This window comes from Bifidobacterium choerinum (assembly GCF_000741135.1).
GTDB classification, from domain to species: Bacteria; Actinomycetota; Actinomycetes; order Actinomycetales; family Bifidobacteriaceae; genus Bifidobacterium; species Bifidobacterium choerinum.
On sequence record NZ_JGYU01000010.1, the window covers coordinates 52,493 to 70,227 of the forward strand.

General features: G+C 66.1%; 13 protein-coding genes. 1 reads left to right on the forward strand and 12 read right to left on the reverse strand.

Going from position 1 to position 17,735, the window contains the following annotated elements; translation table 11 throughout:
- Nucleotides 1-95: 95 nt before the first annotated feature.
- The 5 genes from BCHO_RS07235 to glmM all read right to left on the reverse strand — a co-directional run bounded on the left by BCHO_RS07235 (nt 96) and on the right by glmM (nt 7,468).
- Nucleotides 96-2,219, reverse strand: a complete 2,124-nt coding sequence (locus tag BCHO_RS07235) for an APC family permease (protein WP_024541091.1) — start codon at nt 2,217-2,219, stop codon at nt 96-98.
- Between the two features lie 93 nt (nt 2,220-2,312).
- Nucleotides 2,313-3,671 carry a C1 family peptidase gene (locus BCHO_RS07240; RefSeq protein WP_024541092.1) on the reverse strand — a complete coding sequence of 453 codons (1,359 nt, stop codon included), beginning with the start codon at nt 3,669-3,671 and terminating at the stop codon, nt 2,313-2,315.
- Nucleotides 3,672-3,698: 27 nt separating this feature from the next.
- On the reverse strand, nt 3,699-5,057 hold the full coding sequence (locus BCHO_RS07245) for a C45 family autoproteolytic acyltransferase/hydrolase (protein ID WP_024541093.1): 1,359 nt from the start codon (nt 5,055-5,057) through the stop codon (nt 3,699-3,701).
- A 337-nt stretch (nt 5,058-5,394) separates the two neighbouring features.
- Entirely contained in the window at nt 5,395-6,042 is a 648-nt protein-coding gene (locus tag BCHO_RS07250; RefSeq protein ID WP_024541094.1) for a peptide deformylase, read from the reverse strand.
- A gap of 43 nt (nt 6,043-6,085) precedes the next feature.
- Nucleotides 6,086-7,468 carry a phosphoglucosamine mutase gene (gene glmM, locus BCHO_RS07255; protein ID WP_024541095.1) on the reverse strand — a complete coding sequence of 461 codons (1,383 nt, stop codon included), beginning with the start codon at nt 7,466-7,468 and terminating at the stop codon, nt 6,086-6,088.
- A gap of 138 nt (nt 7,469-7,606) precedes the next feature.
- Between glmM and BCHO_RS09690 the strand changes: the two genes are divergently transcribed.
- On the forward strand, nt 7,607-7,732 hold the full coding sequence (locus BCHO_RS09690) for a hypothetical protein (RefSeq protein ID WP_272944787.1): 126 nt from the start codon (nt 7,607-7,609) through the stop codon (nt 7,730-7,732).
- 21 nt (nt 7,733-7,753) lie between these two features.
- Here the strand turns inward: BCHO_RS09690 and pepN are convergent, their stop codons facing one another.
- The 7 genes from pepN to BCHO_RS07290 form a co-directional block, all read right to left on the reverse strand.
- Nucleotides 7,754-10,378, reverse strand: a complete 2,625-nt coding sequence (gene pepN / locus BCHO_RS07260; RefSeq protein WP_024541096.1) for an aminopeptidase N — start codon at nt 10,376-10,378, stop codon at nt 7,754-7,756.
- Nucleotides 10,379-10,456: 78 nt separating this feature from the next.
- Nucleotides 10,457-12,490: a ribonuclease J gene (locus BCHO_RS07265; RefSeq protein WP_237743065.1), complete on the reverse strand. Its 2,034-nt coding sequence runs from the start codon at nt 12,488-12,490 to the stop codon at nt 10,457-10,459.
- 378 nt (nt 12,491-12,868) lie between these two features.
- Complete coding sequence (gene dapA, locus BCHO_RS07270; RefSeq protein WP_033491110.1) at nt 12,869-13,777, reverse strand: 4-hydroxy-tetrahydrodipicolinate synthase; 909 nt, start codon at nt 13,775-13,777, stop codon at nt 12,869-12,871.
- Between the two features lie 75 nt (nt 13,778-13,852).
- Nucleotides 13,853-14,605: a 4-hydroxy-tetrahydrodipicolinate reductase gene (gene dapB / locus BCHO_RS07275; RefSeq protein ID WP_024541099.1), complete on the reverse strand. Its 753-nt coding sequence runs from the start codon at nt 14,603-14,605 to the stop codon at nt 13,853-13,855.
- 135 nt (nt 14,606-14,740) lie between these two features.
- On the reverse strand, nt 14,741-16,117 hold the full coding sequence (locus BCHO_RS07280) for an MFS transporter (RefSeq protein WP_024541100.1): 1,377 nt from the start codon (nt 16,115-16,117) through the stop codon (nt 14,741-14,743).
- Nucleotides 16,114-16,848 (reverse strand): GNAT family N-acetyltransferase, encoded by a 735-nt coding sequence (locus BCHO_RS07285; RefSeq protein ID WP_024541101.1) that lies wholly within the window; start codon nt 16,846-16,848, stop codon nt 16,114-16,116. Before BCHO_RS07285 ends, BCHO_RS07280 begins: the two co-directional genes overlap by 4 nt.
- Before the next feature lie 280 nt (nt 16,849-17,128).
- On the reverse strand, nt 17,129-17,735 hold a 607-nt coding region (locus BCHO_RS07290), incomplete at its 5' end, for a PD-(D/E)XK nuclease family protein (protein ID WP_162174558.1).

Below are 17,735 nucleotides of genomic sequence, written 5' to 3' on the forward strand. Positions count from 1 at the left end.
GCGGCGGGATCCGCGCAGGCGCCGACGGATATTGGCGGCGTATGCGTCCGGCCGTGACGCCGGCTGGACGCATACGCCTTGCGACGCGGCGCCTCTCAGTGCTTGGGCTGCGAGGTGCCGGAGGCCGGCTTGGTCGGATCGGTCGCCTGGGCGGCGTCGACGGAATCGATGGGCTTGACCGCGTCCTGCGCCTCATGCGCTTCGGCCTCGTCCACCTGGACGGCGTGGGCGTCGTGCAACAGCGTCGCATCGTCCTTCGCCTCGTTGGCGAGCGCCACGGCTTCGTCGTGGTACTCCCGGGCGTTTCGGCTGGCCACCTGCGCCTCGGCCTGGGCGCGGCGCGCGTCGGCGGCCGCGTCGACGGGCACCGGCGCCGCGGCGACGTCGGCCGCCGCGGGCTTCGGGATCATGTCGCCGGCGGCGTTCGTATGCACGGGCTGCGGTTCGTAGGACACCGTCTTGACGCCGACGGTCGGGTCGCCGACCAATGCGACCTTGGCCGGCTCGGACGGTTCGGTGATACCCTGCTGCTTGAGCAGCGCGGCGGCCGCCTCGCCCTGCTTGGGATCCTTGCCGGTGGGCAGGTCCGCCATCATCTCGTCCTTGTCGTAATGCTTCTTGATCGGCAGGCCCATCGGGTTCTGGCCTTCGGACAGCAACGCGGTCGGTATGTTGGACAGCGCCTTGCCCGGCTTCGTCAGTCCTTCGATCTGCCAGGTGAAGGGGGCGAACTGGTTCGTCGGATCGGCCCAGTCATGCTTGCGCGACGCACGGTAGATGAGCACGCATGCGATGAACACGAACGCGAGCAGGCCGATGATGATCAGATCGTAAGTGGCGCCGGAACCGACCTCGGCGCTCAGCTGCGCCGGCGGGTAGAACGCGAGCACGATGCCGAAGACCGAGACGAGGATGCCGATGCCGGCCACGATCCACGCGCCGGCCATGCCGCCGGGCACGCGGAAGCCGCGCGGTCGGTTCGGCTGCTGGTAGCGCAGCCGCAGGAACGCGACGAACATGAGCACGTAGTAGCTCAGGTACAGGATCGTGATCGCCTGTGTGATCAGGGCGACGAAGCCCTCGACGTTCGGCAGCAGGAACACGATGAACGCGATGATCGTCATCAGCGCCATCTGCGTGTACATCAGACGGCTTGGCATGCCGTGCTTGTTGTTGTTCTGCAGGAACTTCGGCAGGAAGCCGGAGCGTCCCGCCTGGCCGAGCATGTAGGACGGGCCGGCGAGGTTCGTGATGAGCGCGGCGAAGCTGTTGAGCATGCCGAGCCAGCAGAAGACGAGGTAGAGGTCCGGGAATCCGATTGTCGCGCCGAGTGCACGATAGGTGGCGAACAGCGTGTACAGCAGGTTGATCTGCTTGTTCGGGATCACCATCGCGATGATCAGCGTGCCGACGATGAAGATGAGCAGCGCGAGGATCATCGAGACGAAGATCGCGAGCGGGAACTGCTTGTTCGGCTTTTTCAGGTCCTTGATGTGCGCGGCGTTCATGTCGATGCCGGCGAAGGAGAAGAACACGCCGGCGGCCAAAGCGAGCGTCGACATGCCCTCCCACTTGGGCACGAGCGCGCTCGGGGCCATGTCGATGGCCGGCGCGTGTCCCTGGCACAGCCAGACGACGGCGAGGATCGTCATGACACCAAGCGGCAGGAAGGTGCCGAGGATGACGCCGTACTGCGCGATCTTGCTGAAGGTCTTGACGCCCTTCGTTGCGAGGAAGCAGCAGAACCAGTAGTAGGCGAGCCAGCCGATCATGATCGGCAGCGTCACCTTCCAGCTGTGCGAGTTCTTCGCAAAGTCGACGGCCCAATCGTACTTCGTCGTGAAGAAGCCGATCGTCGCGGACATCGACGGGATGCCGGAGCCGAAGGTGAAGGTGGTCTGGAACCACAGGATCAGCAGGCAAGCGACCGCCGGGAACACGCCGACACCTTCGCCGACCCAGCGGAAGATGCCGCCGCGCTGGCTCCAGCCGGATGCGAGCTCGGCCGCCACAAGACCGGTCGGCAGGAAGAATAGCAGACCGCCGAGCAGGAAGAAGGTTACTGAGGAGAGCCCGTAGAACGACTGCTGCACATCGTTGGCGAGACCGGCGATCACGGTGACGTTCATCATGATCAGCGCCAGCGTCGTGAGATTGCCGGTGCCTCCTTTGGCGCCCTTGACTATGGCGCCTGATTTGGATTTCGTGTTATCACTCATGTTTTCCCTGACTTACGTCCATGCGCCATGCCGCCCGGTCGGGGCCGCACGGCGCCATCGGTTATGGACGGGACCCGTACAGGCCTCGCGGCATCACGGTTCCGGGTTGAAGGTGTTCCAATACGGCAGGATCCTCGGCTCGCTGTCGTAGGCCTTCACGACGTCTTCCGGCAGGTATTCGCGACGGATGGCGACCTCGTAGTTGTATTCGGTGAACCACGAGTCGTCCATGATGAAGTAGCCCTCATGGCCGACCGGCTTGTTGTGCGCGGTGGTGCCCCACGAGTTCTCGACCTTCCAGCGCAGCGGATTGCCGTCCGCGTCCAGATCGACGCCGGCGATCATCATCGCGTGGGTCGGCAGGCTCTGGTTGTACTGGAAGCGTTGGCCCTTGTCGAGCTTGAACTCGAGGCCCATCATCCGCTGCACGTCATAGAGGTTGAGTGCCATGATGCCCTTCTGGAAATCGGAGTCCTGCAGCACGTCGCAGCCGAACCACACCGGTTCGCCAGCCTTGAGCTGCTTGATCGTCGCCTGCTTCATCACGTCGATCGGCACGTTGACGTAACGGCAGCGGCGCTTGGAACCGAGCACTTCGCCGGTCATGTCAATCTCGTAGGACTGGTTGTATCCCATGCCCTCAACCGGCAGGTTGATGACACCGATGCAGTCGGCGAACTTGACATCGCCCAAATACTTCTTGTAGAACTCGAGCGGGGTCAGGCCGCGGTCCGCATGGTAGTGCTTGTCGGTGTCACGGTACACGAAGTCGACTGTCTTCGGCGGCTCGCCGAAGCTCACGCACAGCACACGGTAGATGTCGGAGAGCATGCCACGGCGCGCCTCGTCGATGTCCGCGTCCGACTTGCCTTCGGCGACCATCGTGCGCAGTGTGTACGCGTCCTCGCGCAGCATGCGGTTGAGCAGCGCGTCCAGTTCGGAGGAGTTCTTCGTGACCGCCGTCTCCGGCATCGCCTCCTCGGGCACGACGCCGTACTTTTCGACGAGCGCGACGATCGGGTCGAAGTCGCCGCCGTCCTGCTGCGGTGTGGCGAGCAGGAAGTCGATGCGGCGGTCGTCAAGGTCGCTGCCGGCGTACTTGACCATGTTCTCCATGAAGAAGTTGGCCTTCTCGAGCTTGTCGTAGAAGAAGTTGTAGGCCTGCGACAGCTGGAAGCTGCCCTTCGGCAGCTTGAGCTTCTTCTCCATGTGGAAGCGCAGGAAATTGAGCGCCGAATACATCCAGCAGCGGCCGGACTGGCGCTGGTTGGCGACGGCCTCGTCGTCCACGTCCACCGAGAACACGAAGTTGTTCTTGGTGACGACGACGTTCTCACGCTCGCTCGAAGCATGGATGCCGTTGTTCTTGACGGCCTGCTCGGCGATTTTCTGGGCGGCGTCCTTCCTGTAGGATTCTGCCATCTTCGACAGATCTTCTTTGGTTAGTTCCATGATGGATCCTTTCTGCTAACCGTTTCCTTACTCGAACAAAGTCCAAGGCTGGCTCGGGCGGCTCTTGAGATACCCGCGCTGCCAATTCCACTGAGGATGCTGGTCCATGAACGCGTCCGCGTCGAAGGGCTCGCCGTCCGCGCGTCCGAAGATGCCCCACATCCTCATGTTCCTGATATCCTCGGCGTCCGCGCATTTGCCGTCGCACGAGCCGCCCGGGAAGAACGGCACGTTCCACACGCCATGCGGATCGTCGGCGTAGTACTGCGGATCGACGTCGTAATGCGCGCAGATGTCACGCGAGCTCGCGCACTCGTAACCCAGATACGGGTCGAACTTGTCTGCGAGAATCCTCTTGGCCATGTCGTCGTCGATACGGCCGGCGACCTCGGGCATGAGCCGTTCGAGACGCGTGCGGCGGCCGCCGGTCTGCTGACGCGGATCGTTGTAGCCGTTGTCGACGCATTCGAGGTTGCGGATGCGCGGATTGTGCGCGGCGTTGCAGCCGTAGAACCAGCCGTCCTTCGTGCGCAGCAGCTCCTGGTGCTTGAGCCCCTGCTCGTAGCGCGCGATCTCGTTTGTATTGGCATCCACGAGCATCCAGATGTTCGCGTAGCCGCCGTTGTTGCCGTCGTTTTCGATGGCGACCCATTCGTCGATCGTCTTCGCGTATTGCGAGGCCTTGCGCGAGCGCACATATTCAGGTACGCCGTCCACGTCGTAGCCGACGAAGCCCGCGAGCGTCGTCTCGGTGATCCCCAGACCCGCGGAGGTCACGTAGAAATCGGTCATCGAACTGGTGTAGCCGGGGATCGTCTGCATCTTCATCGCATAGCCGTGCGCCGGCTTGATCATTTCGCAAACGTTGAAGTACTGGCCGCTCCAGAAGTCGTCGAAGCTTTCGTGGGCGATGACCGGGCGGCCGTCCACAGTGGCGGAGCCGGTGGCGACGAACCCGGTGCAATGCGACCCTTTCGGACCCATCGGCGGGTTGTTCGAATACTGCGCGGCCACCTGCGGCCACCAGTACCCGGTCAGTTCCATCCATGCGTTCCAGCCGATCACGTCGTCGAGCGTCGTCGGGAAGCCGCCGGCGGTGAAGCCGTCCGCCATCCCCTGCATCTCGTCGAGATACTCCTGGGGGATCTTGTCCTTGTGCAGCTTGACGGCCTGCTCGACGAAGAACGAATAATCCATGCCGAGCGTCTCAAGCGTCATATGGGTGTAGACGCGGATCGCGTCCTTGAATTCGTCGACGAGCAGGTAGCCGTGTTCGAATCCGATCTCGTACGGCTCCCCCTGCACCGTGATGTAATGCCAGCCGTTGATGTCCTTGCGCTCGCCCTTCGCGAGCGCCGCGCGTTGTGCGTCGGTGAGCTCCGCCATGATCGATCGCCGTCCTTTCGTGATTGCTAAGGCACACGCTAGGTTCGCGGTCGCGGTGGTCGGTGGTGTTTTCTATCAAGGCATAACGTTTTTCCATCGCCATGCGCGCAACAGGGAAAATCGAAGTTTTTCAGGCTTATTTGGAAATATATTTCGCTCTGCGTCGCAATCCCGAATGGGAAACCGGTTACGGTGGCGGCGTTGCCACTAATTTGCGCGCCGCGCAGGGGCGGCGGCCGGCGCATGGTCGTGTGGCGGACAGTCGACGACGTCTGCCCAAATGGTATGCGCCACCGTTTTCATCGGTGGCGTATGCCGTCTGGGCAGTCGGCGGTGCTCACAGCTCGAAGCCGAGCACCTTGGCCGCTTCGGTAGGCACCGGATCCTCGCACCAGAAGTCCTCGAGGTTCTCGGTCGTCGTCAGGCTGCGGATCTCGGCCTTGTCGATGTACAGTTCGCCGCTCAGATGGTCGGTCTCATGCTGGAAGATGCGCGCCGGCCAGCCGTGCAGCCGCTCCTCGTGCGGCTTGCCGTCCTCGTCGTGCCAGCGGGCGACGATGTCGAGCCAGCGCCTGCGCACCGCCTGGTAGCCTTCGAAGCTCAGGCAGCCTTCGTAGAACGAGCGCGTCTCGTCGCCGACCGGCGTGTAGGACGGGTTGATGATCGCGTGGAACGGGAATTCGGCGATCTCACGCGGGTCGTCGTCGGCGTCCGCATGGTCCTCGACGACGGCGAGCGCGAGGTTGAGTCCGATCTGCGGTCCGGCGAGGCCGACGCCGGGCGCGTCGAGCATCGTCGTGCGCATCGTCTCGATGAGCTTCGCCAACGTGTGCTTGCTCAGCTGGCCGTCGTAGCGCACGCACTGCGCACGCAGGACGGGTTCACCCGCCTCGACGATCGGCAGCACGCCGTTCTGCGCCGACTTGAGCAGTCGTTCCACATCCCTGTTGAGCGCGATGTCCACGCGCTTGTTCGTTCCGAACATGGTCTTCTCTCTTTCGGGTTTCGATTGCGGTTCGTACGGTGGCTCACAGCGCGAGCTCGTCGGCGACGACCTGCGCGAGACGCGCGGTCACCTCGTCCGCCTGCTGCTGCGTCGCGGCCTCGGCCATGACGCGCACGAGCGGCTCGGTGCCCGACGGGCGCAGCAGCACGCGGCCGGTATCACCGAGCAGTGCCTCCTCGCGCGCGACGGCGTCGAGCACGGCCTTGTTCGTCTTCGCGGCCATCTTGTCGACGTTCGGCACGTTGATCAGCTGCTGCGGCAGCTGCGGGAAGTCGGCGGCGAGGCTCTTGAGGGAGCAGCCGGAATCGACGATCTCCTTGCACAGCGTCAGCGCTGTCAACGTGCCGTCGCCGGTCGTCGCGAACTCGCGGTTGATGACGTGGCCGGACTGTTCGCCGCCGAGGCTGTAGTCGCCGCGCAGCATCTCCTCGAGCACGTAGCGGTCGCCGACGTTCGTCTGCACGGTGCGGATGCCCATCTCCTTGAGCGCGAGCTTGAGGCCGAGGTTGCTCATCACCGTCACGACGAGCGTGTCGTGGTTGAGCTTGCCTTCGCGCTGCTTGGCGCGCGCGAGGATGCCCATGATCTGGTCGCCGTTGACGAGCGTGCCGTCCTCGTCGACGGCGAGGCAACGGTCGGCGTCGCCGTCGAACGCGACGCCGAGATCGGCGTTGGAGGCCTTGACCATCGCCTGCAGCTGCTCGGGGTGCGTCGAGCCGGCGTTCTTGTTGATGTTATAGCCGTCGGGGGACGCGTTGATGACGATGACGTCGGCGCCGGCGCGGCGCAGCGCCTCCGGGGCGACGACCGACGTCGCGCCGTTAGCGCAGTCGGCGACGACCTTGAGCCCCTTGAGCGGCTTCGTCTGCGTGCCGTCGACGATCGGCGCGATCGTGGCGACGAGATGGTCGATGTACATGTTCGTCGCCGTGTTCGAATCATGGCTGACGCGGCCGACGCCGGCGCCGGTGGGGCGTTCCCAGTCCTGGCCGAGGACGGCTTCGATCTCGTCCTCCTTCGCGTCGGGCAGCTTGAAGCCGCCGCGCGCGAAGAACTTGATGCCGTTGTCCGGCATCGGGTTGTGCGAGGCGGAGATGACGGCGCCCATCTCGACGTTGAGCACGCTCGTCAGATACGCGACGCCCGGCGTCGGGATGATGCCCGCGTCGATGACGTCGAAGCCGCCGGCGGACATGCCCGCGGCAAGCGCGTTCGACAGGAAATCGCCGGAGACGCGCGTGTCGCGCCCGATCAATGCGCGGCGGCGGCCCGCCTTCTGGTCGGGTTTCGGGGCGTCGTCGCCGAGCACGCGCACGGCCGCGTCCCCCAGATCGAGCGCGAGCTGCGCCGTCAGATCACGATTGGCAAGACCACGGACACCATCGGTTCCAAACATACGTGGCATATTCATCCTCACTTGATATGCATCAGACCACCGATCCGACCGATTATCCGCGACCGGACCATACCGTGCACGATTCTACTGCACCGCACGTCTACTGCGCCCGCGGCGATTGCCGAGGGCGGCGGATGCTGGACTGCCATGCGCGGACGACAGGGCGGCGACAGCATCGAATGCGAGACGAACCGGAGCGGAGCCGAACCGCAGACCTGCTACGACGACAGGGGGCGGATCACGGCGATCGCCGTGATCCGCCCCCCGTCGTAGCAGGTCAGGACAGCCGCAGACTCAGTCCTCGACGGTCTCGCCCAGCTTCATGTTGAACTCGGCGACGTCGCGGGTGCGTTCCGAGGCTTCGACGTTGCCGCGGACGATGCGCTTGAGCGCGTTGTCCGCGTCCTGATGCGCGTCAAGCCACGCGTTGCCGGCTTCGACGAGCTTCGCCGGGTCGGCGTAGCCCGGATAGAGGCCTTCGAGCAGCGCCTCGGCCATATGGAAGGACTTGTTCTTCCAGATCCATTCGGCCTGCTCGAAATACTCGTCCACATACGGGTCGGCGAGCGCTTGGCTCGGCGTGCCGGCGAAGCCGCGGGCGACCTCCTCGAGCTGGCTGTTCGTCAGCGCGTCGTTGTGCAGCGCCTGGTCCCATGCCCAGCGCTTCGCGTCGGCGGTCGCACGCACGGCGCGGGCGCCGTAGGCGAATTCGCGGTTCTCGGTCGTGTCGCGGCGCTTGAGCTCGGCGTCGATGTCCGCTTCCTTGATTGCGTTGACGGACGCGAGCGCACGTACGAGCGACCAGCGGAAGTTGTTGTCGAGTTCGAGTCCTTCGAGCACGAGCGAGCCGTCGAGCAGGCTGCGCACCGTATCGGCGAACGCGCTGTCGCCTTCGACGCCGTAGCTCAGATAGGCGGAGGCGAGCTGGAACTGCATGTCGGAGCCGGCCGGCGCGTTCTTGGCGAGCGTGAGCAGCTGTTCGGCGACGTGGCGTGCGATGTCGGCGCGCTTGGCCGGGTCGGTGTAGTGCCAGACGGTCGTCGACAGCGTCGCGAGCGCGTAGCGGAAGGTCGTCGATTCCGTTTCGGTCGACAGCAGCTTGAGCGTCGTGTCGATGAAGTCGGTCGCGGCGAGTTCGGCATCGCGCGTCATGTCCCACAGCGCGAGCCAGACGACGGCGCGGGTGAGCGCATCGTCGAAGCGGTGCAGGTTCGCGAGCGCGAACGCGAGCGAGTCGTCATCGAACCTGAGCTTCGTGTAGGTCAGGTCGTCGTCGTTCGCGAGGATGAACGCCGGCTTCGGTTTGCCCTGCGCGGGCACGGCCGTCGTCTCGCCGTCGACGTCGAGTTCGATGCGGCCGGTGCGCACGACCTTGCCGCTGGCGGTGTCTTCGTTGTAGAAGCCGACGGCGAGGCGGTGCGGGCGCAGCACCGGATGCGCTTCGGGCGCGCTCTGCGTGAGCGTGAGCGTCGCGATCGTGCCGTCGTCGGCGCTCGTCACGTCGGTCGTGATCGTGTTGATGCCCGATTCCTCGAGCCACTTCTCGCTCCACGTCTTGAGGTCACGGCCCGAGGTCTCCTCGAGTTCGGCGAGCAGGTCGTTGAGCGTCGCGTTCGAGTAGGCGTGGCGGTTCAGATAGTGGTTGATGCCTTCGAAGAACCTGTCGCGGCCGACGTAGGCGACGAGCTGCTTGAGCACGGAGGCGCCCTTCGCGTAGGTGATGCCGTCGAAGTTGACGTAGGTGTCGTTGAGGTCGTTGATCGGCGCGACGATCGGGTGGGTCGTGCTCAGCTGGTCCTGGTTGAGCGCCCAGCTCTTCTCGCCGGAGCAGAAGGTCGCCCATGCGTCCTTCCAGTCGGTCGCCTCGGCAGTGGCGAGCGTCGACGTGAACTCGGCGAAGGATTCGTTGAGCCACAGGTCGTTCCACCATTTCATCGTCACGTAGTCGCCGAACCACATGTGCGCGAGCTCGTGCAGCACGGTGACGACGCGGCGTTCGGCGAGCGCGTCGGTGACCTTCGACGAGAAGACGTAGGAGTCGCGGATCGTGACCATGCCGATGTTCTCCATCGCGCCGGCGTTGTATTCAGGCACGTAGATCTGGTCGTACTTCGCGTACGGGTACGGCACGCCCCAGGTCTTCGCGTAGAACGCGAAGCCTTTCTTCGTGATGTCGAACAGGTAGTCGACGTCCTTCGCGAAGTCCTTGGCGAGCGCCTGGCGGCAGTACTGCGCCATCGGGATCGTGCGGCCGTCCTCGTTCTCGTAGGTCGTGTGCCATGCGGCGTACGGGCCGGCGCAGATCGCGGTCAGGTAGGAGCTCATCGTCGGCGTCGGTTCGAAGGTCCAGCGCTTCGTCGTCTCGGACGGCTTGTCGGCGAGCGTGCCGTCCATCGTCATCCGGTCGAGGTCCTCGACGGCGGCGACCGGCATGTTCGACGTGACGATCCACGACTGCGGCGCCGTCACCGTGAAGTCGAAGACGGCCTTGAGGTCGGGCTGGTCGAAGACGGCGTAGACGCGGCGCGCGTCCGGCACCTCGAACTGCGAGTACAGGTAGACGTTGCCGTCGGACGGGTCGACGCTTCGGTGCAGGCCTTCGCCGGTCGTCGAATAGCGGCACAACGCCGTCACGGTGACGGTGTTGTGCTCGGCGAGGTCGTTAAGCTGGATGTGGTCGTCGTCGAAGACCTCGTTCGGGTCGACGTCGGCGCCGTTGACGACGACCTTCGTCACCTCGTCGGCGATGAGGTCGAGGAAGGTGCTCTCCCCCGGCTTCGCGTCGAACTCGATCGTCGACGTGGAGACGAAGGTCCTGTCGCCCTGCGTCAGATCGAGGTCGACGGCGTAGTGGATCGGATACTGCACGATCGATTTGCGTTCCTGCGCTTCGACGCGCGTGAGATTGGCTCCTGGCATGGTGCTCCTTGCTGCTTGCTTGTGCTTCTGCTTTCCTGTCGGCGTTGCGCCCCGTCCGGCCGTGCGCGGCCGTGGACGTCAGTGCGCGCCGCCCTCCATCGATTCCATGTCGGCGGCGATGTCGGCGACGACCGGGACGATCATCGGCTTGCGGTGCAGTTCGCGCGCGACCCAGCCGCCGAGCGTGCGGCGCATGATCTGCTGCAGCTTGTGGACGTCCTTCGTGCCGGTCATCATCGCGTCGCGCAGCTGCTCGACGATCTGGTGGCGCACCTTCTCGAACTCCTTCTCGTCCTCGGCGACGGCGTTGAGATACACCTTCGGGCCGGAGACGACCTCGGCGGCGTCCGTGTCGACGACGGCGAAGCACGAGACGAAGCCCTCGGATCCGAGGATGCGACGCTTCTCGAGCTCCTCGTCGGTCAGTTCGCCGACCGAGTTGCCGTCGACGTAGATGTAGCCGCACGGCACCGATCCGACGATCGCGGCCTTGCCGTGGTAGAGGTCGACGACGTCGCCGTCCTCGGCGAGTACGACGTTGTTCGGGTCGATGCCGGTCTTCACGGCGATCAGGCCGTTGGCGACGATATGGCGGTTCTCGCCGTGGATCGGCATCGCGTTCTTCGGCTTGACGATGTTGTACATGTACAGCAGCTCGCCTTCGTTGCAGTGGCCGGAGACATGCACAGCCGCGTTGTCGCGGTTGACGACGCGCGCGCCAAGCTGCACAAGCTTGTTGATGACCTTGTACACGCCGTGCTCGTTGCCCGGAATCAGCGAGCTGGCGAGGATGACGGTGTCGAACTCGTTGATTGTGATGTCGCGGTGGTTGCCGTCGGCGATGCGTCCGAGCGCGGCCATCGGCTCGCCCTGCGAACCGGTGCACATGTAGACGAGCTTGTTGTCCGGATAGTCCTTCGCCTTCTTCAGGTCGACGACGGTGTCCTCGGGCAGGTGCAGATAGCCGAGGTCGGCGGCGATCGCCATGTTGCGCACCATCGAACGTCCGACGAAGACGACCTTGCGCCCGTACTTGTGGGCGGCGTCGACGACCTGCTGCACGCGGTGCACATGGCTCGAGAAGCTCGCGACGATGATCTTGCGCGTCGCCGTCGCGAAGACCTGGTCGAGCGCCGGGCCGATCGACGTCTCCGGCTTGACGAACCCGGGCACCTCGGCGTTCGTCGAATCCATCATCAGCAGGTCGATGCCCTGCTCGCCGAGCTTGCCGAACTCGACGAGGTCGGTGACGCGGTGGTCGAGCGGCAGCTGGTCGAGCTTGATGTCGCCGGTGTCGATGAGCGAGCCGGCGGGTGTGCGCACGCACACGGCGAGCGCGTCCGGGATCGAATGCGTCACCGAGACGAACTCGAGGTTGAAGGGGCCGACCTTGAGCTTGTCGCGGCCCTTGACCTCGATCATCTCCGGTTCGAGGCGGTGCTCCTTGCACTTCGCCTCGACGAAGCCGAGCGTGAGCTTCGAGCCGATGAGCGGGATGTCAGGGCGCATCTTGAGCAGATACGGCACGCCGCCGATATGGTCCTCGTGTCCGTGCGTGAGCACGAGCGCCTCCACCTTGTCGAGGCTGTCCTTGATGTAGTTGAAGTCCGGCAGGATCAGGTCGACGCCCGGCTGCTCCTCCTCCGGGAACAGCACGCCGCAGTCGATGAGCAGGATGTGGCCGTTGTATTCGATGACGTTCATGTTGCGGCCGATCTCGCCCAGACCGCCGAGCGGCACGATGCGCATCGACCCCTTGCGGTACTTCGGCGGCGCGATGCGGTTCTCGTCGCTCGTGTCCGACGTGGCGAGCGCGCGCGTGCGCGTCCTGCTTGCACCCGACTTCGCGTCCCCCTTCGACGCGGCCTTGCGGCTGCGCGTCGTCTTCTTCTCGCCCGACTTCGCGGACGCGGCCTTCGATGCGGTCTTGCGCGCGCGCGTCTTCTTCGCGCCGCCGTCGCCGATCGATTCGACGGCGAGCTCGGCCGCCTCGATCTGGTCGTCCGAACGTCGCGCCGAACGTCGGCGGGTCTCCGCGGGCGTGTCCTGTGCCGTCTGCGCGGCCTTCCTCTTCGATCCACGCACATGCGTGGCTGCTGCTGTCTCTGTCATGGTTTCTTCTGTTGGTTTCTCTTCGGTGCCGCCCGCCTATGCGCGCGGCGAGGCTTCATATCATCGTGTCCGGCGCCTGCGCGGATGCGCGTACGGCCCGTGCGGTACGGCGATGAGGCGGTCGATCATCGGCTCACGATTGTCAATCATTATGCTCACAGTGTATCGCCGTCGCGGACGCGATGTCCGCCCGGGCGGCGTTCTTGCAGCTATCGGCGCAATATGGGACGGCGCCCGTCGGCGCCCGTGGCACGGCCCTCCCGACACCGCAAAGGGCGGCATGGCGGTGCGGGGACGTCCCCGGCACCACCATGCCGCCTCCCTCGGCGGGCCGTCCGGCGCAGCTGCGACGCCGGACGGCCGTCATCCTCTCGTCGTTCAGGCGAGCAGGTCGCTGGCGCGCAGTCCCGCGCGCACGACCTCGATCTGCTTGGTCGTAGGGCCGACGTTCGGCAGACGCATCTGCGTGCTTTCGAGCACACCGCGCACATACAGCGCCGCCTTCGCCATGACGGCCTGGAAGCCGGTGCCGTTCATCGCGTCGATCGCCGGCGCGATGCGGTTCGCGAGCTCCTGGGCGCGGTGGATGTCGCCGCGGTCGAAGGCCTCGGCGAGCTCGCGCATCGGATGCGCGGCCGCGTGGGCGACGACGGAGATGATGCCGACGGCGCCGATCGACAGGAACGGCAGGTAGAGCGCGTCGTCGCCCGAATACCAGGTCAGCCCGGTCTCGAGGCGTTTGCGCACGGCGCCGGCGATGTCGCCGGTCGCGTCCTTGACCGCCTTGACGTGTTCGAGCTCGGACAGATGGCAGTAGGTGTCAAGCGCGATGCGCACGCCGGTGCGTCCCGGCACGTCGTAGACGATGATCGGCTTGTCGGCCGACTCGTCGACGGCGCGGTAGTGGTAGAAGATGCCCTGCTGCGAGGGACGCGAATAGTACGGGCAGACGACGAGCACGGCGTCGGCGCCCGCCTCCTGCGTCTGCTCGACCATGCGCACCGTGTGCGCCGTGTCGTTCGACCCCGCGCCGGAGATGACGGGGACGTCGACGACCTCCTTGACGGCGCGGACGAGGTCGACCTTCTCGTCCATGTGCGTCGTCGGCGATTCGCCGGTCGTGCCGTTGACGACGAGACCGTCGGCGCCGTCGGCGACGAGCTGCTTCGCGACGCGCTGCGCGGCGTCGTAGTCGATGGATCCGTCGGCCTTCATCGGCGTCACCATCGCGGGGAGTACACGCCCGAAGGGGGCGGGATCGAGAAGATGCATTGTTCCGTCAGTCATAGCTGCAACGGTACTGGCCGGTTAGGACGCTGCGGGGAGGCCGCCGAAGGCCTCCCCCGGGCGTTCCGAGGACGCCTACAGGTCGAGGAAATGGTCGAGTCCGACGGTCAGTCCCGGGAACTCGCCCGAGGCGACCTTGCGCACGGCGAGCAGCACGCCCGGCATGAACGAGCCGCGGTCGAAGCTGTCGGCGCGGATGACGAGCTGCTCGCCGGCGTTGCCGAAGAGCACCTCCTCGTGCGCGTTGAGGCCGCGCAGACGCACCGCGTGCACATGGACGCCGTCGACGACCTGGCCGCGTGAGCCGCCGTCGGTCTGCGTGTTGTCCGGGACGGCGCCGAGGCCGGCCTTCGCGCGTGCCGCCCCGATGCCCTGCGCGGTGTGGATCGCCGTGCCCGAAGGCGCGTCGACCTTGTCCGGATGGTGCAGTTCGATGACCTCGGCCGATTCGAAGTATGGGGCGGCGAGGCGCGCGAAGTAGTCGGCGAGGACGGCGGAGATCGCGAAGTTCGGCGCGATGAAGACGCTCTGGTCTGCGCGCGGCGCCTTCGCGAGCGCGGCGCGCACCTGCTCGAGCCTCTCGTCGGTCCATCCGGTCGTGCCGACGACGACGTCGACGCCCTGCGCGATGAGCGCGAGCACGTTGCCGAGCGTCGACGACGGCACCGTGAATTCGACGACGACGTCGGTGTTCTCCGGCGTGATCCGCGTCAGGTCGTCGCCGGCGTCGAGCGCGAGCGCGAGTTCGGCGTCGTCGGCCGCGTTGACGGCGTCGACAACGTGCGAGCCCATGCGGCCCTGTGCGCCGACTACGGAAACCTTGATCATGTTGCACCAGCTTTCTGCCTGTGGTTGTGGGTGTTGGGGCTTGTTCCATGACTCAGTGTAGCGACCGGGGTGCGCGCCGCCTGCATGCGATGCCGTCACCGGATGCCGCCGGCGCGCACGGCCCGGGGCGTCGGCTCAGAGCGTGTCGCCGCGGTCGCGTTCGGCGTCGGCGTTCTTGCGCGTGAAGACCCACCAGCCGATGAGCGCGAAGGGGATCGCGGCGGCCGTGTACACCCACGTCATCATGACGCCGGCGTGTGAGTCGAGATGGTCGAGGATCATGCCGCCGAGCAGCGAGCCGAGCGAGGCGCCGATCTGGCCGGCCGTCGTCAGCCACGACAGGCCTTCGGTCAGCGACTGCTCGGGCACCGTCTCGCGCACGATCAGATTGCCGGTCGCGAACAGCGGCGAGACGACGAGACCGGCGAGCAGTTCGACGGCGCCGAGGACGAAGTAGTTGTCCATCGTCGCGCGCATGCAGGCGAAGCCGACGGCGAGGATCGCGAGGCAGGCGATCATGCGCCGCCAATGCGGGCCGCGGTGCCTGCGCGAGCCGAAATACAGCGCGCCGATGCACGAGCCGACGGCGATCATCGCGAGCTGCAGGCCGAGGAACTGGTCGAGATGGTCGTGCTCCATCGCCGCCGTGATCGAGACGTCGAAGGTCGTGAAGCTCATGTTGAAGCAGATGAACGTGAGCATGAGCGGCAGGATGCCGGCGTACAGCAGCACGTTGCGCGTCGCCTTGCGCGACGACGCGGCGAGCGAGTTGCGCTTGCGCAGCGAATCCTGCAGCGCGGCGCCCTGCGCGTCGCCGTCGAATTCGCCGCGTGCTAGACGCAGGTCGGGGTCGTCGGCGGCGACCGGCGTCGTCTCGACGACGTGCAGCACCGGCGGTTCGGAGCGTCTGAGCGAGAAGAAGATCGTGCCGCCGATCGCGCAGGCGGCCGTCGGGACGAACAGCTGCGAGACCGGATGCACCGATGTGGCGAGCGTCGCCGCGAGGATCGGGCCGAAGATGAAGACGATCTCGTCGATCGCCGATTCGAGCGCGTAGGCCGTGTTGAGCAGGTCCATGTTGTCGGTGCGTTCGAGCAGATACGTCCAGCGGGTGCGCACGAGCGCGCCGAAGGAGAACTGCGTGGCGCCCATGACGAGCGCGAGCACGAACAGCAGCGCGATCGGCACATGCGCGAGCGCGCTGAACGCGAACACGAGCATCGAGACGACCTGCACGGCGAGCGCGATGCGCCCGACCCTGCGCTGGCCGAAGCGGTCGAACAGGCGCGCGTAGAACGGCGTGACGGCGGCGACGGCGAGGATGTAGGCGCCGCTCATCGAGCCGGCGATCGTCCAGTTGTCGTACAGATGGTTGAGCGCGAGCACGATGCCGAGGCTCATCATGCTCATCGGCAGGCGCGCGAGCGCGGCGGAGGCGCAGAAGGCCTTCGCGCCGGGCAGCGCGAACATGCGCGCGTACGGCGAGCGCGGCTTGGTCGTCGTTTCGCTCATGCGCCGCGCACCTCGACGGTCTCGGAAGGGTTGACGGCGTCGGGCAGCGCCGTGTCGGCGAGGTCGGCGCGGTAGATGAACTGGTCGTCGGCGTTCATGCCCTCGGCCATGTCGGCGTCCTCGGGATGGTCGGCGGCGATGCGTTCGGCGACGCGCGTCAGGCCCTTGTGGTCGTAGAAGCCGTAGTCGCAGCTCGAATCGGTGTGCAGGAAGAACGCGCGCACGCCGTGGCCGCGCAGCGCGGCGAGCAGCTGTCGCCACAGCGCGCCGCCGACGCCCATGCCGCGCACGTCGGGGTTGACCATGAACAGTTCGAGTTCGGCCTGCGTCGTCGCGCCGACGTCGCCGTCCTCCTCGAGGATGCGTTCGCGCGGGAAGAAACCCTGTTCGAGCATGTCGACGACGGCGGCGCCGCGCGGGTCGGCGACGATGAGCTCGCGGGTGCGTTCGAATTCCTCACGCGCCTGCGCGAACAACGCCGGGGCTCCGACGGCGCGCACGAGCGTGACGCCGGCGAAGACGCCGTCGTCGGTCTCGGCGACGTTCGACCAGGTGATCGGTTCGACGTAGTGCAATGTCAGATAGCGCGCGATGAGCGTCGCAAGCGGCGTGCCGGCGATGCCTTCGCGCTGCGGCCAGACGCGGTCGAAGCAGGCGGCGACGGTGTCGAGGTCCTCCCAGCGCATCGGACGGTAGCTGACGTGACGGGTCGCATTGTTGTTCGCACCCATGTGCATAGCTCCTTCATTCATCATGATTCGTCATGCAATTCATATGCATTCGCATTGCGCATGTGTGCCCGCCCACGCATGCCTTGAGACGGCGTTGGATCGCGCGCATCGGCGCAGTGCGTTCCCCTGCGCCGGGCCCGTGCGTGGGGCCCGTATGCGCGCGCCGCCGCCGGAGTGCTTCTCCGGCGGCGGCGTCCGTGCTTGCAGCGTCCCAGTGTAGTCGGCGACGTCGATTGCGGCCGGATTCTACGCTGTGCGCGTGCGGCGGCCTGAGGCGCCGTCAGTCGGCGGCGCCGTCATCGTCGCCGTCGAAGGCGATGCCTTCGTGGATCTCGCGGACGATCGCCGCCTCGTCCTTCGGCGCGGCGTCGATCTGGCGGTCGGCCTCGTCGGCTTCGGAGACGTAGTACAGCGCGCCGTCGACGGCCTCGAGCGGCACGCCGCGCGCCTTCGCGAGCATGAGCCGGTAGAAGTCGAGCTGACGCAGCTTCTCCTCGACGTCCTTCGCCTTGCGCGGACGGCGTCCGGTCTTCCAGTCGACGACGGTGAAGCGCTTCGTCGCGTCGTCGGGGTCGAGGCCGCCGACGAAGACGGCGTCGAGCTTGCCCTGGACAAGGTTGTCGATGCCGTCGACCGCGACGACGATCGACTCCTCGGCGTCGGACGGCATGCGCGACGCCCACGGCGAATCGACGAGCCGACGCTGCCATTGCAGGAGGCGGCGCGCGTCGGCGTCCAGGTCGGCGTCGTCGGCGAGCGCATGCTCGACGTCGGCGACCATCCGAGCGCGCGCGGCGCCGTCGTCGTCGATGCCGGCGCGCACGAAGCGTTCGGCCCAGGCGTGGAAACGCGTGCCGGCCTCGGCCTGCGGCGAGCTCATCGCCGGG